Source organism: Cupriavidus sp. CPT47-8839-RL05A (assembly GCF_058792255.1).
The window spans coordinates 140,070-158,563 of the sequence record NZ_JBYTEG010000014.1 but is presented as its reverse complement, the minus strand read 5'-3'; the positions used below and the strand labels follow the sequence as shown (position 1 = coordinate 158,563).

General features: G+C 67.3%; 15 protein-coding genes and 1 tRNA gene. 8 read left to right on the top strand and 8 right to left on the bottom strand.

The window, feature by feature from the left end:
• Positions 1-18: 18 nt before the first annotated feature.
• Positions 19-1,023, bottom strand: a complete 1,005-nt coding sequence (locus tag AC3WVS_RS18670; protein WP_492319873.1) for an RluA family pseudouridine synthase — start codon at positions 1,021-1,023, stop codon at positions 19-21.
• Positions 1,024-1,816: 793 nt separating this feature from the next.
• Between AC3WVS_RS18670 and AC3WVS_RS18665 the strand changes: the two genes are divergently transcribed.
• The 5 genes from AC3WVS_RS18665 to AC3WVS_RS18645 all read left to right on the top strand — a co-directional run bounded on the left by AC3WVS_RS18665 (position 1,817) and on the right by AC3WVS_RS18645 (position 8,628).
• Positions 1,817-4,891 carry an Rne/Rng family ribonuclease gene (locus AC3WVS_RS18665; RefSeq protein ID WP_492319853.1) on the top strand — a complete coding sequence of 1,025 codons (3,075 nt, stop codon included), beginning with the start codon at positions 1,817-1,819 and terminating at the stop codon, positions 4,889-4,891.
• Between the two features lie 220 nt (positions 4,892-5,111).
• Positions 5,112-6,236: a GTP 3',8-cyclase MoaA gene (gene moaA, locus AC3WVS_RS18660; protein WP_492319852.1), complete on the top strand. Its 1,125-nt coding sequence runs from the start codon at positions 5,112-5,114 to the stop codon at positions 6,234-6,236.
• A 20-nt stretch (positions 6,237-6,256) separates the two neighbouring features.
• A complete protein-coding gene (gene mobA, locus AC3WVS_RS18655) occupies positions 6,257-6,856 on the top strand; it encodes a molybdenum cofactor guanylyltransferase MobA (RefSeq protein ID WP_492319851.1) in 600 nt (199 codons plus the stop codon).
• A 6-nt stretch (positions 6,857-6,862) separates the two neighbouring features.
• On the top strand, positions 6,863-8,152 hold the full coding sequence (gene moeA / locus AC3WVS_RS18650) for a molybdopterin molybdotransferase MoeA (protein ID WP_492319850.1): 1,290 nt from the start codon (positions 6,863-6,865) through the stop codon (positions 8,150-8,152).
• A 194-nt stretch (positions 8,153-8,346) separates the two neighbouring features.
• On the top strand, positions 8,347-8,628 hold the full coding sequence (locus tag AC3WVS_RS18645; RefSeq protein ID WP_010814663.1) for a hypothetical protein: 282 nt from the start codon (positions 8,347-8,349) through the stop codon (positions 8,626-8,628).
• A 79-nt stretch (positions 8,629-8,707) separates the two neighbouring features.
• On the opposite strand, the gene AC3WVS_RS18640 is transcribed toward AC3WVS_RS18645, so the two are convergent.
• From AC3WVS_RS18640 to AC3WVS_RS18615, 6 genes are all read right to left on the bottom strand, one after another.
• Positions 8,708-10,195: a DNA recombination protein RmuC gene (locus tag AC3WVS_RS18640; RefSeq protein WP_492319849.1), complete on the bottom strand. Its 1,488-nt coding sequence runs from the start codon at positions 10,193-10,195 to the stop codon at positions 8,708-8,710.
• 27 nt (positions 10,196-10,222) lie between these two features.
• Positions 10,223-11,218 (bottom strand): 2-hydroxyacid dehydrogenase, encoded by a 996-nt coding sequence (locus AC3WVS_RS18635; protein WP_492319848.1) that lies wholly within the window; start codon positions 11,216-11,218, stop codon positions 10,223-10,225.
• Between the two features lie 4 nt (positions 11,219-11,222).
• A complete protein-coding gene (locus AC3WVS_RS18630; protein ID WP_492319847.1) occupies positions 11,223-12,647 on the bottom strand; it encodes a sodium:proton antiporter in 1,425 nt (474 codons plus the stop codon).
• Positions 12,648-12,804: 157 nt separating this feature from the next.
• Positions 12,805-13,491 (bottom strand): LutC/YkgG family protein, encoded by a 687-nt coding sequence (locus AC3WVS_RS18625; protein WP_492319846.1) that lies wholly within the window; start codon positions 13,489-13,491, stop codon positions 12,805-12,807.
• 109 nt (positions 13,492-13,600) lie between these two features.
• Positions 13,601-14,779 (bottom strand): nicotinate phosphoribosyltransferase, encoded by a 1,179-nt coding sequence (pncB, locus tag AC3WVS_RS18620; RefSeq protein ID WP_492319845.1) that lies wholly within the window; start codon positions 14,777-14,779, stop codon positions 13,601-13,603.
• A 75-nt stretch (positions 14,780-14,854) separates the two neighbouring features.
• Positions 14,855-15,418, bottom strand: a complete 564-nt coding sequence (locus AC3WVS_RS18615) for a hypothetical protein (RefSeq protein WP_492319844.1) — start codon at positions 15,416-15,418, stop codon at positions 14,855-14,857.
• Positions 15,419-15,730: 312 nt separating this feature from the next.
• On the opposite strand from AC3WVS_RS18615, the gene fdxA reads away from it, so the two are divergent.
• The 3 genes from fdxA to AC3WVS_RS18600 all read left to right on the top strand — a co-directional run bounded on the left by fdxA (position 15,731) and on the right by AC3WVS_RS18600 (position 17,559).
• Entirely contained in the window at positions 15,731-16,054 is a 324-nt protein-coding gene (gene fdxA / locus AC3WVS_RS18610; RefSeq protein WP_010814656.1) for a ferredoxin FdxA, read from the top strand.
• Between the two features lie 77 nt (positions 16,055-16,131).
• Positions 16,132-17,241 carry an NAD(P)/FAD-dependent oxidoreductase gene (locus AC3WVS_RS18605; protein ID WP_492319843.1) on the top strand — a complete coding sequence of 370 codons (1,110 nt, stop codon included), beginning with the start codon at positions 16,132-16,134 and terminating at the stop codon, positions 17,239-17,241.
• Positions 17,242-17,483: 242 nt separating this feature from the next.
• Positions 17,484-17,559 (top strand) — tRNA-Asn (locus tag AC3WVS_RS18600).
• Positions 17,560-17,697: 138 nt separating this feature from the next.
• On the opposite strand, the gene AC3WVS_RS18595 is transcribed toward AC3WVS_RS18600, so the two are convergent.
• On the bottom strand, positions 17,698-18,465 hold the full coding sequence (locus AC3WVS_RS18595) for an IclR family transcriptional regulator (protein ID WP_492319842.1): 768 nt from the start codon (positions 18,463-18,465) through the stop codon (positions 17,698-17,700).
• Positions 18,466-18,494: the final 29 nt, after the last annotated feature.

Here is an 18,494-nt window from a genome sequence, read left to right as displayed (position 1 = left end):
GGCGTTTGATGCACTACCCTACTCCGGAGCATGCAGTTCACGCAATTGTTGCAGGAATCCGACGCACTCGTCGGGCAGCGGCGCTTCCACCGCCAGCGGCTCGCCCGTGGCCGGGTGGATAAACACCAGCCGGTGGGCGTGCAGGAACATGCGCTTGAGGCCCGGCCTCGCGCCAGAACGCGCCAGTGCCTTGTTCAGCGAGAAGTCGCCATATTTTTCGTCGCCGACGATCGGGAAACCCGAGTGGGCCAGGTGGACGCGGATCTGGTGGGTACGGCCGGTCTTCAGCTCGGCCTCCAGCAGGGTGAAGCCCTGGAAGGCCTCGACCCGGTTGAACACGGTGTGCGAGGCCAGCCCGTCGGCCTGCACCCGCACCCGGCGCTCGCCGTCCGGCGTGCTGTACCTATATAGCGGCAGCTTCACGTGCTGGCGCGCGTTCGGAAATTCGCCGGCCACGCAGGCGAAATAGCGCTTGTCCATCGCGCTGCCGCGAATCTGCTCGTGCAGGTGGACCAGCGCCGAGCGCTTCTTGGCCAGCACCAGGATGCCGGAGGTCTCGCGATCGAGCCGATGCACCAGCTCCAGGAACTTGGCCTGGGGCCGCGACCGGCGCAATTGCTCGATCACGCCGAAGGCCACGCCCGAGCCGCCGTGCACGGCCACGCCGGCCGGCTTGTTGATCACCAGTAGCTGGGCATCTTCAAACAGCACCGGGAACTCGCCCGCCGGCACATGCTGGGCATTGTCCGATTGCGCCGAATTCGCCACCCGCATTGGCGGAATGCGCACTACATCACCCGACTGCAAGCGATAAGTGGCATCGATCCGGCCCTTATTGACGCGAACTTCCCCCGAACGCAGCACCCGGTAGATATGGCTCTTAGGCACGCCCTTGGCCACCTTCAGCAGGAAGTTGTCAATGCGCTGACCTTCCGAGCCTTCGTCAATCGTGACATACGCCACCTGTGGGCTGGCCGGCGCAGCTTCGGCAGCCTTTTCAATTTGATGGCGTAACTCATTCATTTTCAATATAATTTCCTCGCTGTCCCGGCTTGTGGCCGGCAGCGCAAGACCTGTGTAAGCGATTAATCTTCGAGTTTTCCTGGATTTTTTGCATTCTACACTTGGGGTTGCCGCCAACCCCGCCCGTCTCCCGCAACTTTGCGTTCCGCCAAGCGCCAGACGGGCAAATGGCAGTAAAAAGCAGCACGCACGGTGCCGCCGGCATGCAGGAAGTCGCCCAAAGGAGGCTTCGGCGAGGCAGGCGGTGACGTGGGAACTGAGTGTTCAGGTAAAACAGAATTTAAAGGCGGATGCCACTGCCGGCATCCGCTTCGGTGAGAGAAGTCCTGCCCGCACCGGGAAACGGTGCCGGCCGGCAGGTTAGCCTGCCGCCTGACTGGAAATACCGGCGCCCGGTCGCAGAATTCCAAGAAGTAGTAGGTGCGCCCGCCAGGAGTAGTCAGGCAGCAACGGCAACCATGCCGTGTCCGAAAAATTTGCTCTTTGACGCGTCTAGGCCTTCCGCGGCCGGCCGCGATGCCGCCGGCGCCGGTTGCGCCGGCGTTCAGCATCGCCTCCGGCACGGGAACGCGCCGGATGTCTGCGCAAGAGCAGCCTCCGGTGTTCTCTCCTGCCCCGCGGACGTTACCCCGACGTCATCGCTCTCTTTCACCCGCGCCCAGCCGCTCGCCTATCCCGCGCAGCGGCGCTTTCCGGCAATTCTCGCGCCTCGCTCGCTCCCTCGCGTGCTCCATAGATCGCCGCGGACACCGCCCAGACGGTGCCACCCGCGACACTGGAGTGAGGTACTGCGATGAAACGCATGCTGTTCAACGCGACGCAACAGGAGGAATTGCGCGTCGCCATCGTCGACGGTCAGAAACTGATCGATATCGACATCGAGACTGCCGGGCGCGAACAGCGCAAGGGCAACATCTACAAGGGTGTCATCACCCGCATCGAACCCTCGCTGGAAGCCTGCTTCGTCAACTACGGCGAAGAACGCCACGGCTTCCTGCCGTTCAAGGAAGTAGCCCGCGCCTTCTTCAAGGAAGGCATCGACGTGCGCAACGCGCGCATCCAGGATGCCCTGCATGAAGGCCAGGAACTGATCGTCCAGGTCGAGAAGGAAGAGCGCGGCAACAAGGGCGCGGCCCTGACCACCTTTATCTCGCTGGCCGGCCGCTACCTGGTGCTGATGCCCAACAACCCGCGCGGCGGCGGCGTGTCGCGCCGCATCGAGGGCGAGGACCGCCAGGAACTGCGCGAGACCATGGCGCAGCTGACCGTGCCGGAAGGCATGAGCATCATCGCCCGGACCGCCGGCATCGGCCGCTCGGCCGAGGAACTGCAGTGGGACCTGAACTACCTGCTGCAACTGTGGAAGGCCATCGACGGCGCCGCCGGCGACAACAAGGCCCCGCTGCTGATCTACCTGGAATCGAGCCTGGTCATCCGCGCCATCCGCGACTACTTCCAGCCGGATATCGGCGAGATCCTGATCGACACCGACGAGATCTACGAACAGGCCCGCGCCTTCATGAGCGTGGTGATGCCTGACAACATGAACCGCGTGAAGAAGTACCGCGACGACGTGCCGCTCTTCTCGCGCTTCCAGATCGAGCACCAGATCGAGTCGGCCTACTCGCGCATGGTGATGCTGCCCTCGGGTGGCGCCATCGTGATCGACCACACCGAGGCGCTGGTCTCCGTGGACGTGAACTCGGCCCGCGCCACCAAGGGCGCCGACATCGAGGAAACCGCGCTGCGCACCAACCTTGAGGCCGCCGACGAGATCGCCCGCCAGTTGCGCCTGCGCGACCTGGGCGGCCTGATCGTGATCGACTTCATCGACATGGAGTCGGGCAAGGCCCAGAAGGACGTGGAAACGCGCCTGAAGGACGCGCTGCGCCACGACCGCGCGCGCGTGCAGATGGGCAAGATCAGCCGCTTCGGCCTGATGGAGCTGTCGCGCCAGCGCCTGCGCCCGTCCCTGTCGGAGGGCTCGCACATCACTTGCCCGCGCTGCAACGGCACCGGCCATATCCGCGATACCGAATCGTCCGCCCTGCAGGTGCTGCGCATCATCCAGGAAGAGGCGATGAAGGAAAACACCGCCGCGATCCACTGCCAGGTGCCGGTGGAAGTGGCCGCCTTCCTGCTGAACGAGAAGCGCCAGGAAATCAACCTGATCGAGCTGCGCTTCAAGGTCAATGTGCTGCTGATCCCCAACAAGCACCTGGAAACGCCGCACTACAAGCTGGAGCGCCTGCGCCACGACGACCCGCGCCTGGAAGAAAGCACCGCCAGCTACCGCATGGCCGAGGCCGCCGCCAAGGAACTGGAAGCCGACACCAGCTACAGCAGCCGCCGCAAGGAAGAAGCCAAGCCGCGCCAGGAAGCCGCGGTCAAGGGCATCACCCCGGAACAACCGGCCCCGGTGTCGGTGCCGCGCCCCGAGCGCGCACCCAAGCCGGAAGCCCCGGTCGCCCCGCCCGTGCCGGCCACCCAGCCTGTGGTCAGCGGCGGTTTCATCGCCTGGCTGAAGGGCCTGTTCGGTGCCCGTCCGGCAACCCCGCCGGTGGTGGAACCGGCCAAGCCGGCGGTTGCCACTGAGGCCCGCAGCGCCGAAGGCCGGCGCGAGCGCGGCCAGCGCGGCGAAGGCCGTGGCCAGCGTGGTGAGCGTGGCGACCGCGCGGAGCGTGGTGAGCGAGCGGAGCGTGGCGAGCGCCAGGGCCGCGGCCAGCGCGGCGACCGTGCCGAGCGCGCGGAACGTGGTGAACGCCAGGGTGCCGAGCGCGCCGAGCAACGCGAGGGCCGTGGCGAACGCCAGGGCCGCCAGCCGCGCCAGCAAGGTGAAGGCCAGGCCACCCCGGCCCTGGCACGCCAGGGCGAGGCGGTGCAAGCCGAGCGCGCCCAGGGCGAGCGCGTCGAGGGCCGTCAGGAAGGCCGCCGCGACCGCAACCAGGAACGCCGCGAGCGCCAGCGTGAACGCCAGCGCGAACGCAGCGAACTGCGCGAAGCCGAAGCCGGTGAAGCACCGCAGCCGGAAGCCATCGCCGCCGCCCAGGCGCTGGGCGTGCTGCCGCAGGCCGTGACCGAAGAGACGCAAGCCGTCCGCGCCGAGCTGCCGGAAGGTGCCGAAAGCGCCGCCGAGACCGCTGAGGGCGAAGAGCGCCGCCGCCGCAACCGCCGTGGCCGCAACCGCTATCGCCGCGAGCGCGACGAGTCGGTGCAAGGTGCCCAGGGCGAAGGCGACGAAGAAGCCGCCGCTGCCGAAGGCGTGGCCCCGGTGCGCGCTGAAGCCGCCATGCCGGCCGAGCCCGCACCGCAAGCTGCCGTGGCCGTGGCCGCAGCAGCCGAGGCCGTCGAAGCGATCCGCATCGCCGTGCCGGAAGACGTGACGCCCGCGCCGGTCGCCGAGGCAGCCCCGGTGACCGCGCCGGTTGCCGAGCCCGCGTCCGAGCAAGCTGCCCCGGTCGCCGCCGCCGTCACGGAAGCCGTTGCCGCCGAAGCGATCGTCGAGACCACCGCAAGCGTGGCCGTCGAAGCGGCTCCGGTGGTGCCGGCACCTGCCGCTGCACCGGTCATCGCCCCTGTGGCCGAAGCCGCACCGGCCGAGGTGTTCACCCCGGCAACCCCGGTCGTTGCAGCAGCGCCGGCCACCCCCGCAGCGCTGGAGAACCTGGAATCGATGCTGGCCACCGCCGGCCTGCAATGGGTCCATACCGACAGCGACAAGCTGCGTTCGGCCCAGGAAGCCGCCGCCCGCATCGCGCCCGCCCCGCGCGTGCAGCGCGAGCGCAAGGCGCTGCCGCCGCTGCCCCACGGTCCGATGATCCTGGTGGAAACCGGTGGCCGCGAAGTGGAGATGGCATCGCAGCAGTAAGCGTTGCCGCTGCACCGCAGCCAAAGCAGGAAGGGGACGGCCACGCCGTCCCCTTTTTTCATGGGCCGCCGCCCGGATGAATCCCCGCCATCACCGGGGGATGCGGGTGCCCCGCCCCCGCCTCGGCTAGAATGGCAGCAGAATGCATCCGGTCCTCGAGCGCCCCTGATTTGGCCCCGCCGCCAGGCCGCTCCCCGGACGCCGTGCCCACCCACAGGCCATGACCGAATCCGTCATTCCGATTTTCGACCTGCGCGACCATCGCTACCGCTCGATGACGCCCAGCATTCCCGGCAAGCTGGCTCCCCCGACCGGCCTGGTGGCGGACACCCGCGGCCGGCCGCTGCATGACCTGCGCATCTCGGTGACGGACCGCTGCAACTTCCGCTGCGTGTACTGCATGCCGAAGGAAGTCTTCGACAAGGACTACACCTTCCTGCCGCACTCCGAGCTGCTGAGCTTCGAGGAGATCGAACGCACCGCGCGCCTGTTCGTCGCCCACGGCGTCGAGAAGATCCGCTTGACCGGCGGCGAGCCGCTGCTGCGCAAGAATATCGAGCACCTGGTGGAGATGCTGGCGAAGATCGAGACGGTCTCGGGCAAGCCGCTGGACCTGACGCTCACCACCAACGCCTCGCTGCTGGCGCGCAAGGCGCGCGCCCTGCGCGACGCGGGACTGACGCGGGTCAGCGTCAGCCTGGACGCGATCGACGACGCCACCTTCCGCCGCATGAACGACGTGGACTTCGCCGTCGCCGACGTGCTGCACGGCATCGAGACCGCGCAGGCCGTGGGGCTGGCGCCGATCAAGGTCAACATGGTGGTCAAGCGCGGCACCAATGACCAGGAAATCGTGCCGATGGCGCGCCACTTCCGCAATAGCGGCATCATCCTGCGCTTTATCGAGTTCATGGACGTGGGCGCCAGCAACCACTGGCAGATGGATGAAGTGCTGCCGTCCGCCGAGGTGGTCAAGCGCATCGATGCGGAATTCCCGCTCGAACCGGTGCAGGCCAACTACTCCGGCGAAACCGCCGAGCGCTGGCGCTACCGCGACGGCAGCGGCGAGGTCGGCGTGATCTCCAGCGTCACCCACGCCTTCTGCGGCGACTGCAGCCGCATCCGGCTGTCCACCGAAGGCCGGCTCTACCTGTGCCTGTTCGCCACCGAAGGCTTCGACCTGCGCGCGCTGCTGCGCGGCGGCTACAGCGACCTGGAAATCTCCAATGCGATTGCGCAGGTGTGGCAGGGCCGCACCGACAATTATTCCGAGCAGCGCAGCGACCCGAGGGTGCGCGCCAGGCGTGCCGAGCGCAAGATCGAGATGTCCTATATCGGCGGCTGACCCCGCCGCACACACAATCCATGATTGTACGCGACGACATCACCGGCCTGATCCTCGCAGGCGGCAGGGGCAGCCGCATGGGCGGCACCGACAAGGGCCTGCAGCCCCTGCGCGGCACGCCGATGGCCATGCACACGATGATGCGGCTTACCCCCCAGGTGGGCGGGCTGATGATCAATGCCAACCGCAACCTGGCCGCCTATGAGTCCTTCGGCGTGCCGGTCTACACCGACACCGTGCCCGACTTTGCCGGCCCGCTGGCGGGGATGCTGGCCGGCCTGGAGCAATGCGCCACGCCGTGGATGGTGACCGCGCCCTGCGATTCGCCGTTCCTGCCGACCGACCTGGTGGCACGCCTGGCGCAGGCGATCGAGGCCGAAGGCGCGGACCTGGCGATCCCCGTCACGCTGGACGAAGACGGCCGGCGCCAGACCCAACCTGTGTTCTGCCTGATGCCGGTCAGTGCGCTCGACAGCCTGGTGGCTTATCTTTCCGGCGGCGGCCGCAAGATCGAGACCTGGGCCGCCTCGCACCGCCTGGCCGAAGTGCTGTTCGACGACGCCGCGGCCTTTGCCAATATCAACACCCTGGACGAACTGCGCACGCACGAAACGCGCTGAGCCACCATGCCCACCCTGCAATCCGTCATCTCCTGCCTTTCCGACTACGACCCCACCGCCCTGCCGGTGGACCAGGCCAACCGCATCATCGGCGAGGTGGTCGAGCCGGTGCGCGGCGTCGAGCAGTTGCCGATCCGCAGCGCATTGGACCGCGTGCTGGCCGAGGACATCGTCTCGGCCATCGACGTGCCGGCGCATGACAACTCGGCAATGGACGGCTATGCCTTCCAGGGTGCCGCGCTGGCTGCCGCGCAGACCGCCACGGTCGAGCTGGAAGTCATCGGCAGCGCCTTCGCCGGCGGCGCCGGGGCGCTGGCGCCCACGGCGGCGCAGGCGGTGCGCATCATGACCGGCGCGGTGATGCCGGCCGGCTGCGACACCGTGGTGCCGCAGGAATTCGTCGAAGCCGTGGACGACGGCGCGCGCATCCGCTTTGCCGCCGACTGCGTGCGCACCGGCGACAACCGGCGCCTGCGCGGCGAAGACCTGGCGCGCGGCCAGGCCGCGCTGCAGGCCGGGCGCATCCTCCAGCCGGCCGACCTGGGCCTGCTGGCCTCGCTGGGCGTGGCCGAGGTGCGCGTGCGCCGGCGCCTGCGCGTCGCGTTCTTCTCCACCGGCGACGAGCTGCGCTCGATCGGCGAGCCGCTCGATCCCGGCTGCGTCTATGACTCCAACCGCTATACGCTGCACGGCATGCTGCGCCGGATGAACGTCGACCTTCTCGATATGGGCGTGGTACGCGACAACCCCGAGGCGCTCGAAGCCGCCTTCCGCACCGCCTGCGAGACCGCCGACGCGGTCATCACCTCCGGCGGCGTCTCGGTCGGCGAGGCCGATTACACCAAGCAGATCATGGCGCGCCTGGGCGATGTCACGTTCTGGAAGATCGCGATGCGCCCGGGCCGGCCGATGGCCTTCGGCCGCATCAATTCCAACGGCCGCGACGCGCTGCTGTTCGGGCTGCCGGGCAACCCGGTGGCGGTGATGGTCACCTTCTACCACTTCGTGCGCGCCGCGCTGCAGCGGCTGATGGGCGCCAGCGTGGCACCGCTGCCGCTGCTGCGCGTGCGCAGCGCGCAAGCCATCCGCAAGAAGCCCGGCCGCACCGAGTACCAGCGCGGCATCCTGGCGCGCGCCGGCGACGGCCAGTGGGAAGTGCGTATCACCGGCCAGCAGGGCTCGGGCGTGCTGCGCTCGATGAGCGAGGCCAACTGCTTTATCGTGCTCGGCCATGAACAGGACTCGGTCAAGGCCGGCGATGCGGTCGAGGTGATGCTGTTCGACGGACTGGTCTAGCCGGACCGGCAGGCGCTGCACGCAAGCGCTTGCCACACGCCGGTAGCAATGTGTCGTTTTTGTGCCGCACATTTGCGGCCATAGCACAGCCGGCACGGGGCTTTCGCCCGCCCCCGCCGCCGGCGGGCTATGCTTGGCATCGGCCAATCGCTACACTTGGCGCACGATTCAGAACCATTCGAGTATCCCCCGTCATGAATCAGGAGATCGCCTACCTCCACCCCGTCAAGACCGCCCGCGCGCTGGTGCTGGTCTACCTGTGCTTCTCGCTGCCGATCGTGTCGCTGGGCCTGTTTGTCACCTTCGTCCGCTACGGTGACCTGCCCGCCATCACGGTCTTCAGCGCAATCATCCTGAATGCGCTGATCGGCTTCGGCCTGCTGTGGCTGGCCTGCAAGGCCTACAACTGGGTGGCCGCCCGCTTCGGCGGCATTGAAGTCCACGTGCGCGAACTGGCGCCCGAAGACGAGCGCTGAGCAGCGCGCCGACGCCCAGGCCGGCAGCAATCCGCAAGCCCCCGCGGGGGCTTGCCCTGACCCCTTCCCTGCCGCGCGTTCAGCCGCCGTTGTCTTCGGCGGCCTCCGGCGCGTCCGCCGCTTCTGCTGCATTGAGGCCAAGCACCTGCTGCGCGGCCTCGCCCGGCAGCGCTTCCACCGTACGCAGCTTGCGCGCCATCTGGCGCGTGCGCACTTCGGCCTGCTCGATGTTGCGCGCGGCGCGTTCCAGCGTATCGCGGGTCTTGGCCAGCACGTCGCCGAACTTGCCGAACTCGGTCTTGACCGCGCCCAGCACCTCCCACACCTCGCTTGAGCGCTTCTCCAGCGCCAGCGTGCGGAAACCCATCTGCAGGCTGTTCAGCAGCGCGGTCAGCGTGGTCGGTCCGGCCACGGTCACACGGTAGTCGCGCTGCATCAGGTCGGTCAGGCCCGGACGCCGCAGCACCTCGGCGTACAACCCCTCGGTCGGCAGGAACAGGATGGCGAAATCCGTGGTCTGGGGCGGCGACAGGTATTTCTCGGCGATGGTCTGAGCCTCGCGCCGCAGCGCCACTTCCAGTTCGCGGCCAAAAGCGAGCACGCCGTCCGGGTCGCCCCGCTCCTGCGCGTCCACCAGGCGCTCGTACTGTTCCTTGGGAAACTTGGCGTCGACCGGCAGCCAGACCGGCGCATTGTCGCCACCCGCGGCCTTGCCCGGCAGCCGGATCGCGAACTCCACCCGCGCGCCCGAGTTGCGCACGGTCTCGACATTCTTGCCGTACTGCTCCGGCGTCAGCATCTGCTCCAACAGCATTTCCAGCTGGACTTCGCCCCAGGTTCCGCGCGACTTCACATTGGTCAGCACCTTCTTCAGGTCGCCCACGCCCTGCGCCAGCACCTGCATCTCGCCCAGGCCGCGGTGCACCTGCTCGAGCCGGTCCGACACCAGCCGGAAGGACTCGCCCAGGCGCTGCTCCAGCGTGGCATGCAACTTCTCGTCGACAGTGCGGCGCATTTCCTCAAGCTTGGCGGCGTTGTTGGCCTCGATATCCTGCAGCTTCTTCTCCAGCGTGGCGCGCACTTCGGCCAGGCGCCGCTCGTTGGCTTCGGACATCTGCGCCAGCTGCTGCTGCAGCCCGTCGCCGAAGCGGCGCAGCGTGCCGGCCTGCTCGTCGCGCGCCTGCTGGGCCTGCAGCATCAGGTGCTGGCGCACCTGCTCGAGCTGCTGGGTGTTGGTCTCGGTCAGCTTGGCCAGTTGCTGCGCGAAGGTGTCGATCTGGTTGTTCTGCAGCGTGGCGATGCCCGTCAGCTGCGACGACAGCGCCTGCTGGAAGCGCAGCATCTGCTGCGCCGACTCGTCGCGGCTGCCGCGCGCGGCGTCGGCCACGTCGGTGCGCAACTCCCGCTCCAGCCGCTCCATGCCGCGCGCGCTTTCCGCGCGCATGTCGGCCAGTTGCCGGCCAAGCTCGGCCCCCGGCGAGGCAGCCTGCTGGCGCAGCAGGACGATGACCAGCAGGACGACCGCGAGCAGCGCCACGGCCAGCGTCAGGAACGGAATCAGGGTCATGCAGCAGGAAACAGGTGGATGGCAGGCTTAGCGGCGCCGCGACATGACGTCGGGGTTGATCACGGTGGGCGGATGGCCGGCCTGCGGGCCCTGGTCGAGCGCGGCGATCAGGTTGTCGGCGGCCAGCATCGCCATCGCACGGCGGGTCTTCTCGGAGGCGCTGGCGATATGCGGCGTGAGCACGACGTTGGGCACCGTCAGCAGATCCGGATTGACGCTGGGCTCGCCCTCGAACACATCCAGGCCGGCGCCGAAGATGCGCTTGTCGCGCAGCGCCTGCGCCAGCGCGGCATCGTCGACGATGCCGCCGCGCGCCAGGTTCACCAGCGTCGCGGTCGGCTTCATCAGTGCCAGCTCGGCGGCGCCGATGGCGTGGTGGCTCTGCGGGCCATAGGGCAGCACCAGCAGCAGGTGGTCGGACTGGCGCAGCAGGTCTTCCTTGCTGACATAGCGCGCGTTGAGCGCGCGCTCGGTGTCCGCCGGCAGCTGGCTGCGGTTGTGGTACAGCACGCTCATGCCAAAGCCGCTCGCGCGGCGCGCCAGCGCCTGGCCGATGCGGCCCATGCCGAGGATGCCGAGCGTGCTTCCGTACAGGTCCATGCCGACCAGCATGTCGTAGCTCCAGCGCTGCCACTTGCCGGCGCGCAGGTAGTGCTCGGCCTCGGTCACGCGGCGCGCGGTGGCCATCAGCAGGGCCCAGCCGAAGTCGGCGGTGGTCTCGGTCAGCACGTCCGGCGTATTGGTGGCGACGATGCCGGCGGCCGTCAGCGCCGGCACGTCCAGGTTGTTGTAGCCGACCGCCATATTGCACACCGCGCGCAGCGCCGGCAGAGCGGCGACCACGTCGCCGTCGATGCGGTCGGCGGCGTTGGCCAGCACGCCGGCCTTGCCCGCCAGGCGCGCCTTCAGCGCGGCGGCGTCGAGCACCGCGTCCTGCTGGTTGTCGTCGACATCGAAATACTGCGCCAGGTGCGCGATGACTTCGGGATAGATGGCGCGGGTTACCAGGACAGACGGCTTCATGGCATCACACTCGGAAGAAAAGGAAGGTCATGATGACGAACAGCGGCATCAGGAAGATGCCCGAATACAGCATGTAGCCGAAGAAGCTCGGCATGCGCACGCCGCGGTTCTCGGCAATGGCCTTGACCATCAGGTTGGGGGCATTGCCGATATAGGTATTGGCGCCCATGAACACGGCCCCGGCCGAGATCGCGGCCAGGGTCGAGGCATCGCGCGTCATCAGCGTGGCCGCGTCGCCGCCGGCGGTGTTGAAGAACACCAGGTAGGTCGGCGCGTTGTCCAGGAACGACGACAGCAGGCCGGTGGCCCAGAAGTACATGCTGTCGACCGGCTGGCCGTTGCTGTCGCTGACCGCGCGGATCACGCCGGAAAAGGCGCCGTCGGTGCCGGCCTTGAGCATGGCGATGACCGGGATGATGGTCAGGAAGATGCCGGCAAAGAGCTTGCCGACCTCCAGGATCGGCTCCCAGTTGAATTCATTGCCGGTGCGCGCCGTCTGCGGCGTCACCAGCAGCGACACCACCGCCACCACCACCAGCAGCGCATCGCGTACCGCGGCCTGCAGCGGCACCTCGGTGCCCAGGACATCGAACGAAATGCCCGGCTGCCACAGCCCGCTCATCAGCACCAGGCCGATCACGGCGAGCAGCAGCACGAAGTTGAACTTGCCCTCGATGGCGATGCCGCCCGAGTCCGGCGTGGGGTCGCTGCGCGGCGGCAGTTCCTCTTCCTTGTTCCGGTAGTAGTGACGGTCGAGCAGGTAGAACAGCCCCAGCAGCACCACGCAGATAAAGACCGTCTCCGGAAAGATGTTGCGCATGGTCCAGAAGAAGTCCACGCCTTTCAGGAAGCCCAGGAACAGCGGCGGATCGCCCAGCGGCGTCAGCGAGCCGCCGGCATTGGCCACCAGGAAGATAAAGAACACCACCACGTGCGCCACGTGGCGGCGGTTGTCATTGGCGCGCAGCAGCGGCCGGATCAGCAGCATGGCCGCGCCGGTGGTGCCCATGAAGCTGGCCAGCAGCGTGCCCAGCGCCAGGATGCCGGTATTGAGCCCGGGCGTGCCGTGCAGGTTGCCGCGCACGCAGATGCCGCCGGCCACAATATACAGCGAGGCGATCAGAACGATGAACGGGATGTACTCGGCCAGCAGCGCGTGCACCGCGCTGGCCGCGGCCGCATGCGTGCCGAACGCTGCCGCGAACGGCAGCAGGAACAGCAGCCCCCAGCCCGCGGCGATCTTGCCGTAGTGGTGGTGCCAGAACTTGGGTGCAACCAGCGGCCACACCGCGATCGACAGCAGGATGCCGGCGAACGGCAGCCCCCACAGCGAGGACAGCGACGCCCCGTCAAGGTCCGCGGCACGGCCGACGGCGGGAAAGGCGGCCAGCACGGCCAGCAGCGGCAACAGCACGGAGGCACGTCGCATCAGGCAGGATCTCCTCGGGAATGCAGCATTCATTGGCGCACCGCCGGCACGAAGCCGCGGCACGCAGGCAAGCCTGCAAGTGTAATTCAAGCACCTCTTGCCCCGGAGCTTCCGGCATGGGTGGTGCATCGCATTCCGTGCGGCAAAAGCCGCGGGTTCAGGCCTCGTCGACCAGGATCACATGCACGCGGTACGGGCCATGGGCGCCGAGCACGATGGTCTGCTCGATATCGCCCGTGCGCGAAGGCCCGCTGATGATATTGGTGGCGCGCGGCAGTTCGCCGCGCTCGCTGCGTACCAGCGCAAAGGCGTCTTCCAGGCCGGCGACGATGCGCGAGCGCGGCACCACCGCCAAGTGGGTCTCGGGCAGCAGCGCGGCCGAGGCAAAGGTGGCCGGGCCCGACAGCAGCATCAGCGAGCCGGTCTCGGCAATCGCGCAGAAGCAGCCGGTGATGCCGACCAGGTCGCCATGATCGTGGTCGGCCTCGACCTCGCGCACCGGCGGTCGGCATTCCACCGCCAGCCCCGCGGCCTGCCACGGCAGCGGGCCCAGCGCATCCCAGGCCACGGCACGGTGGACCAGGTTCAGGCTGTCGAGAAAGCGCGCGGTGGCGGCGGGCACCTCGTCCATCCTCGCCACGCGGTCGACGGTCGAGGCCATGCGCTGGGCCTGCGTCAGGAAGGCCTCGGCCAGGTCGGCGGCCACCGCCGGGCGCGGGCCCTGCGGGTGGCGCGCCAGGTAGTCGGCCACGGCCTCGCGCTCGCCCGCGCTCGGCCGGGTCGGCCTGCCCTGGGCAGCACGGATGCGGGCAAAGATGCGGTCGCGGGCGTCGTTGGTTTCCATAAGGCCTGGCTGGAGAAGCGCAAAGCGCGGCGAACGCGCGATGCGCCGATTATAGTGGCGCCCGCCGCATGCAGAGCATGCGATGGCCGGCGCAAGGTGTTGAATTTTGCTACGCCGCGGGCTGAACCGAGTACACCTGGCGCAGGTAGGACAGGTAGCCGGGATCGTCGCACATGGTCTTTTCCGGCGTGTCCGACAGCTTGGCCACCGGCTGCCCGTTGCAGCGCACCATCTTGATCACGATCTGCAGCGGGGTATAGCCAAGGTCGTTGGTCAGGTTGGTGCCGACGCCAAAGGCCAGCCGGCAGCGGCCATGGAAGCGCTCGTACAGCTCGATCACGCGCGGGATGTCGAGGCTGTCGCTGAAGATCAGCGTCTTGGTGCGCGGGTCGACGCGGTTGGCGGCATAGTGGGCGACCATGCGCTCGCCCCACAGCATCGGGTCGCCGGAATCATGGCGCACGCCGTCGAAGAGCTTGCAGAAATACAGGTCGAAGTCGCGCAGGAAGGCATCGAAGCCGTAGGTATCCGACAGCGCGATGCCCAGGTCGCCGCGGTACTCGCGCGCCCAGCGCTCCAGCGCGTACACCTGCGAATCGCGCAGCCGCGGGCCCAGTGCCTGGCAGGCCTGCAGGTATTCATGCGCCATCGTGCCCAGCGGCACCATATTGTGCAGGCGGGCAAAGTGGACGTTGCTGGTGCCGGCCAGCTGCGGCCCGAGCAGGCGCCGCATGGTCAGCAGCACCTCTTCCTGCCATTCGCGCGAAAAGCGCCGGCGCGTGCCGTAGTCAGCGATCACGCAATCGGCCAGCTCGGGCGTCTTCAGCAAGGCCAGCTTGTGGTCCAGCCGGCGGCGGCCTTCGGCCTGGTCGGGCCTGGGCTGGGTGCGGCGGAAATAGACCTCGTTGACGATCGCCAGGACCGGCACTTCGAACAGGATGGTATGCAGCCACGGGCCGATGATCGAGATCTCGATCTCGCCGTTGCCCTGCGGGGACGGCCGCACCGAGACATATTTCTCGTTCAGGTGGAACAGGCCGAGGAAGTCGACGAAATCGCTCTTGATAAAGCGCAGGCCGCGCAGGTAGGCGAGCTCGTCGTCGGTGAAGCGCAACTGGCACAGGTGTGCCACCTCGGCGCGGATCTCATCGATATAGGGCGTCAGATCGACGCCCGCGTTGCGGCACTTGAAGCGGTATTCCACTTGCGCCTGCGGGAACTGATGCAGCACCACCTGCATCATCGTGAATTTGTACAGGTCGGTGTCGAGCAGGGACGGGATGATCATAGCGGGCCAGACGGCGATGCCGGGTCAGTACGTCATGCTAACCGAAGTCTGGCCGCACCCGGCCACTCTTGCCGCTCAACCACCATCGAGGAAGGGCTGTGGCTGCCGCGGCGCCTCCCTGCCCCTGGCCCTGCCCTGCAGGCACCACAACTGGCGGCCGTCGGTACCGGGGCACGACACCAGCGTGGCGGCGGCGCGCGGCACCCGCTGCGGCAGCGGCTCGGCAAAGGCGCCGTCGCCGGCCATGATGCGCTCGGTGTAGACCAGGGTCCCGGCGCGCTCGAAGCGCAGCACCTGCACCCGGTCGTCCGGCTGCGGCTGCAGTTGCGGCCCGCACGGCATCAGGCCGGCCCGGCCGCAATGGGCAATGGCATCGCCCGCGGGCGAATCGGTCACGCTGAAGTGGTCCCAGTCGAACGCGGTCAGCGCCGGCAGCGCGACCGGCGCATCGGTACGCGCGCGCCACGCCACCAGGCGCGACACCACGCTGTCGGCCATTCCCGGCGACTGGGCCAGGGTCTGGGCGGCAACCGACCCGATCGGCGCCAGAAATGCCGTCAGCAGCACAGCAATGGGGGCGAAGATCCGGCGCATCGCGGCATGGTGCCGCAGGCTGGCAAGGCAAGGCTGGCGTGGCATACGGGTCTCCCGGCACGGATGCAAGTGACTGCTGGCGGCCTCATCATGCCCGCTGGCGGGCCGACGTGCCAGCTGGCCGCCATGCGTTAAATCAAAAGTACATAAAGAAATAAGAAAACTATCTGATCCGGCTATATAGACCCGCTATTCTTGCCAGAAGCCTCGGCTACAATATCGCTTTCCGAAAGGCCTCGGCCGGCGCTCGCCCAGCCCATGCTGCCATGCGGCACCATGCGGTGGATGCGGCGTCCGCCGGCAAGAAGCGGCCCCACAGTTTCCCATTAAAAGCCGACCTGTTTTCCTGGAACCGAAATGACTCACGTTGTCACCGAATCCTGCATCCGTTGCCGCTACACAGACTGCGTTGACGTGTGTCCGGTCGATTGTTTCCGCGAAGGCCCCAACTTCCTGGCTATCGACCCGGATGAGTGCATCGACTGCGCCGTGTGCGTGGCCGAATGCCCGGTGAACGCCATTTACGCCGAGGAAGACGTGCCGGGCGACCAGCAGCAGTTCATCGACCTGAACGCCGAGCTGGCCCGCAACTGGCCCTCCATCACCAAGACCAAGGCCCCGCTGGCCGAGGCCGAGGAGTGGAAGGACGCCACTGACAAGCTGCAGTACCTGCAGCGCTGACAGAACAAGAAAGCCATCCCCACGCGCTTTCCGCAACACCGGGCACAAGCGGCCCACGCAAACGTATCAGGACGAATATGGACTTGAGCATTCCAAATCCCGTCGCCGACACGACCAAGCAGGTCGACGGCGGCAGCCCTGCAGGCGGCCAGCCGCAGGAGATCGATGCGCTGATCGTCGGTGCCGGCCCGGTGGGCCTGTTCCAGGTCTTTGAACTGGGCCTGCTCGAAATCAAGGCACATGTCATCGATTCCCTGAAGGTGGTCGGCGGCCAGTGCGTGGAGCTCTATCCGGACAAGCCCATCTACGACATCCCGGCGGTGCCCATCTGCACCGGCCAGGAACTGACCGACAACCTGCTCAAGCAGATCGAGCCGTTCGAGCCCACCTTCCACCTGGGCCAGGAAGTCGCCGTCGTGGAGCGCCGCGAAGACGGCCGCTTCTTCGTCGAGACCTCGCTCGGAACCCGCTTCATCACCAAGACCATCTTTATCGCCGCGGGCGTGGGTTCGTTCCAGCCACGCACACTGAAGGTCGAGGGCATCGACAAGTTCGACGGCAAGCAGCTGTTCTACCGCGTCAAGGACCCGAGCCGCTTCCATGGCCGCAACCTGGTGATCATCGGCGGCGGTGACTCGGCGCTGGACTGGACGCTGGACCTGGTCGGCAAGACCGAGTCGGTGGTGATGATCCACCGCCGCGACGGCTTCCGCGCCGCGCCGGCCTCGGTCGCCAAGATGAAGGAACTATGCGAACAGATGGAAATGCAGTTCCTGGTCGGCCAGGTCGGCGGCTATGAAGAGAAGGACGGCGTGCTCACCGAGATCAAGGTGACGGGCGCCGACGGCGTGACCCGCCGCCTGCCGGTGGATGACCTGCTGGTGTTCTTCGGCCTGTCGCCCAAGCTCGGCCCGATCGCCGAATGGGGCCTGGACCTGGAGCGCAAGCAGATCAAGGTGGACACCGAGAAGTTCGAGACCAATATCCCGGGCATCTTCGCTGTGGGCGACATCAACACCTACCCCGGCAAGAAGAAGCTGATCCTGTCGGGCTTCCACGAGGCCGCGCTGGCCGCGTTCGGTGCCGCGCCGTATATCTTCCCCGAGAAGAAAATCCACATGCAGTACACCACCACCTCGCCGAAGCTGCACAAGATCCTCGGCGTGGATTCGCCGGTGTTCGACTGAGCCGAGCGAGTGCCGCAGAAAAAAACCGCCGCGAGGCGGTTTTTTTCTGGCACAAACCCAAAACCGTAGCTATAATGCGGCCTCGCTGTTCGACACGGCGGCACGAAGCCGGCAGAGATGCCCTTCGCACCGTACGGCAGGCAGCAAGCCGGAAGCTTCCAGAGACCTTCTGACAAGAACAAAATGTCGAAAAGGTGTTGACGAAGAAAAGAGAAACTGGCTATAATCTCTTTCTCAGCTGTTCCCCGATAGCTCAGTCGGTAGAGCGACGGACTGTTAATCCGCAGGTCCCTGGTTCGAGCCCAGGTCGGGGAGCCAACCGATACGGAAGCCCGGTGCAAACGCACCGGGCTTTTTCGTTTTGGGCTTCGGTTCGCGCAACGCGCTTCGATCTTGTCCTCCCTCGACAGCCGTCACGACAGCCTGCGGGCCGCCGCAACGCCTGCCCTCTCCCATTTATCCCTGCAGCGAACCGCCAGCAGCCTTCAGCGCCACGACAATGGCGTCGGCATTGGCCTCGATCCGATGCAGCGGCCCCGCCACGGACATGCCATAGGTCACGCCCCCAATGGCCACCGGGATGGCGATCGCGCCGAGGTCAGGAAACGACTCGCCAAAGTTCGGATACCAGCCTTGCGCCTGCCATTGCTGCATGGCGGCTTCGAAAACGCGCAGCGAGTCCACCGTGCGCCCCGTGCGCGAGGCAAACGACACGCCAGCCAGCAGTTCGGCGCGGCTGTCCGCCGGCATCGTGCCAAGGATGGCGCGGCCGATCGAGTTCACGTGCGCATCGCGCAGCTCGCCCGGCGCGGCGATATAGCGCACCGGATTGCCGGACTCCCGCACCTCCAGGTACAGCACGCGGCCGTCATCCTGGAGCTTGCCGAAGATCACGGTTTCGCCGGTGGTGTCGCGCAGCGATTCCAGCACCGGCTGCACGCGTTCGAGCAGCGGGTCGTTGCGGGCGATGCGCTGGGCAATGTCGAGCAGACGGCGCGTCGGGTAGTAGCCCTGGCGGCGGCCGGTCTCGTACAGGTAGCCGAGCGAGGCCAGCGTGCGGATCAGCCCCAGGCAGCTCGACATCGGCGCGCCCAGCAGCCTGGCCAGCTCGGTCAGCGTCAGCGAGCGCCCTTCGCGCGCATAGATCTCCATGATCTCGATCACGCGCAGCGCGGTCTTGACGCTGGCGTGACCCGATTTTTCTGCCGGTTCGTGTTCTGCCATCGTTGGCTTCCTCGACTTCAATATCTGTT

What these genes read in the sequence shown, in the direction of transcription:
- AC3WVS_RS18630 (WP_492319847.1), bottom strand. Translation starts at nt 12,647, where the DNA reads ATGCGACGTGCCTCCGTGCTGTTGCCGCTGCTGGCCGTGCTGGCCGCC.
- AC3WVS_RS18615 (WP_492319844.1), bottom strand. Translation starts at nt 15,418, where the DNA reads ATGCCACGCCAGCCTTGCCTTGCCAGCCTGCGGCACCATGCCGCGATG.
- AC3WVS_RS18635 (WP_492319848.1), bottom strand. Translation starts at nt 11,218, where the DNA reads ATGAAGCCGTCTGTCCTGGTAACCCGCGCCATCTATCCCGAAGTCATC.
- fdxA (WP_010814656.1), top strand. Translation starts at nt 15,731, where the DNA reads ATGACTCACGTTGTCACCGAATCCTGCATCCGTTGCCGCTACACAGAC.
- AC3WVS_RS18595 (WP_492319842.1), bottom strand. Translation starts at nt 18,465, where the DNA reads ATGGCAGAACACGAACCGGCAGAAAAATCGGGTCACGCCAGCGTCAAG.
- AC3WVS_RS18670 (WP_492319873.1), bottom strand. Translation starts at nt 1,023, where the DNA reads ATGAATGAGTTACGCCATCAAATTGAAAAGGCTGCCGAAGCTGCGCCG.
- AC3WVS_RS18625 (WP_492319846.1), bottom strand. Translation starts at nt 13,491, where the DNA reads ATGGAAACCAACGACGCCCGCGACCGCATCTTTGCCCGCATCCGTGCT.
- AC3WVS_RS18665 (WP_492319853.1), top strand. Translation starts at nt 1,817, where the DNA reads ATGAAACGCATGCTGTTCAACGCGACGCAACAGGAGGAATTGCGCGTC.
- pncB (WP_492319845.1), bottom strand. Translation starts at nt 14,779, where the DNA reads ATGATCATCCCGTCCCTGCTCGACACCGACCTGTACAAATTCACGATG.
- AC3WVS_RS18605 (WP_492319843.1), top strand. Translation starts at nt 16,132, where the DNA reads ATGGACTTGAGCATTCCAAATCCCGTCGCCGACACGACCAAGCAGGTC.
- AC3WVS_RS18640 (WP_492319849.1), bottom strand. Translation starts at nt 10,195, where the DNA reads ATGACCCTGATTCCGTTCCTGACGCTGGCCGTGGCGCTGCTCGCGGTC.
- moeA (WP_492319850.1), top strand. Translation starts at nt 6,863, where the DNA reads ATGCCCACCCTGCAATCCGTCATCTCCTGCCTTTCCGACTACGACCCC.
- AC3WVS_RS18645 (WP_010814663.1), top strand. Translation starts at nt 8,347, where the DNA reads ATGAATCAGGAGATCGCCTACCTCCACCCCGTCAAGACCGCCCGCGCG.
- mobA (WP_492319851.1), top strand. Translation starts at nt 6,257, where the DNA reads ATGATTGTACGCGACGACATCACCGGCCTGATCCTCGCAGGCGGCAGG.
- moaA (WP_492319852.1), top strand. Translation starts at nt 5,112, where the DNA reads ATGACCGAATCCGTCATTCCGATTTTCGACCTGCGCGACCATCGCTAC.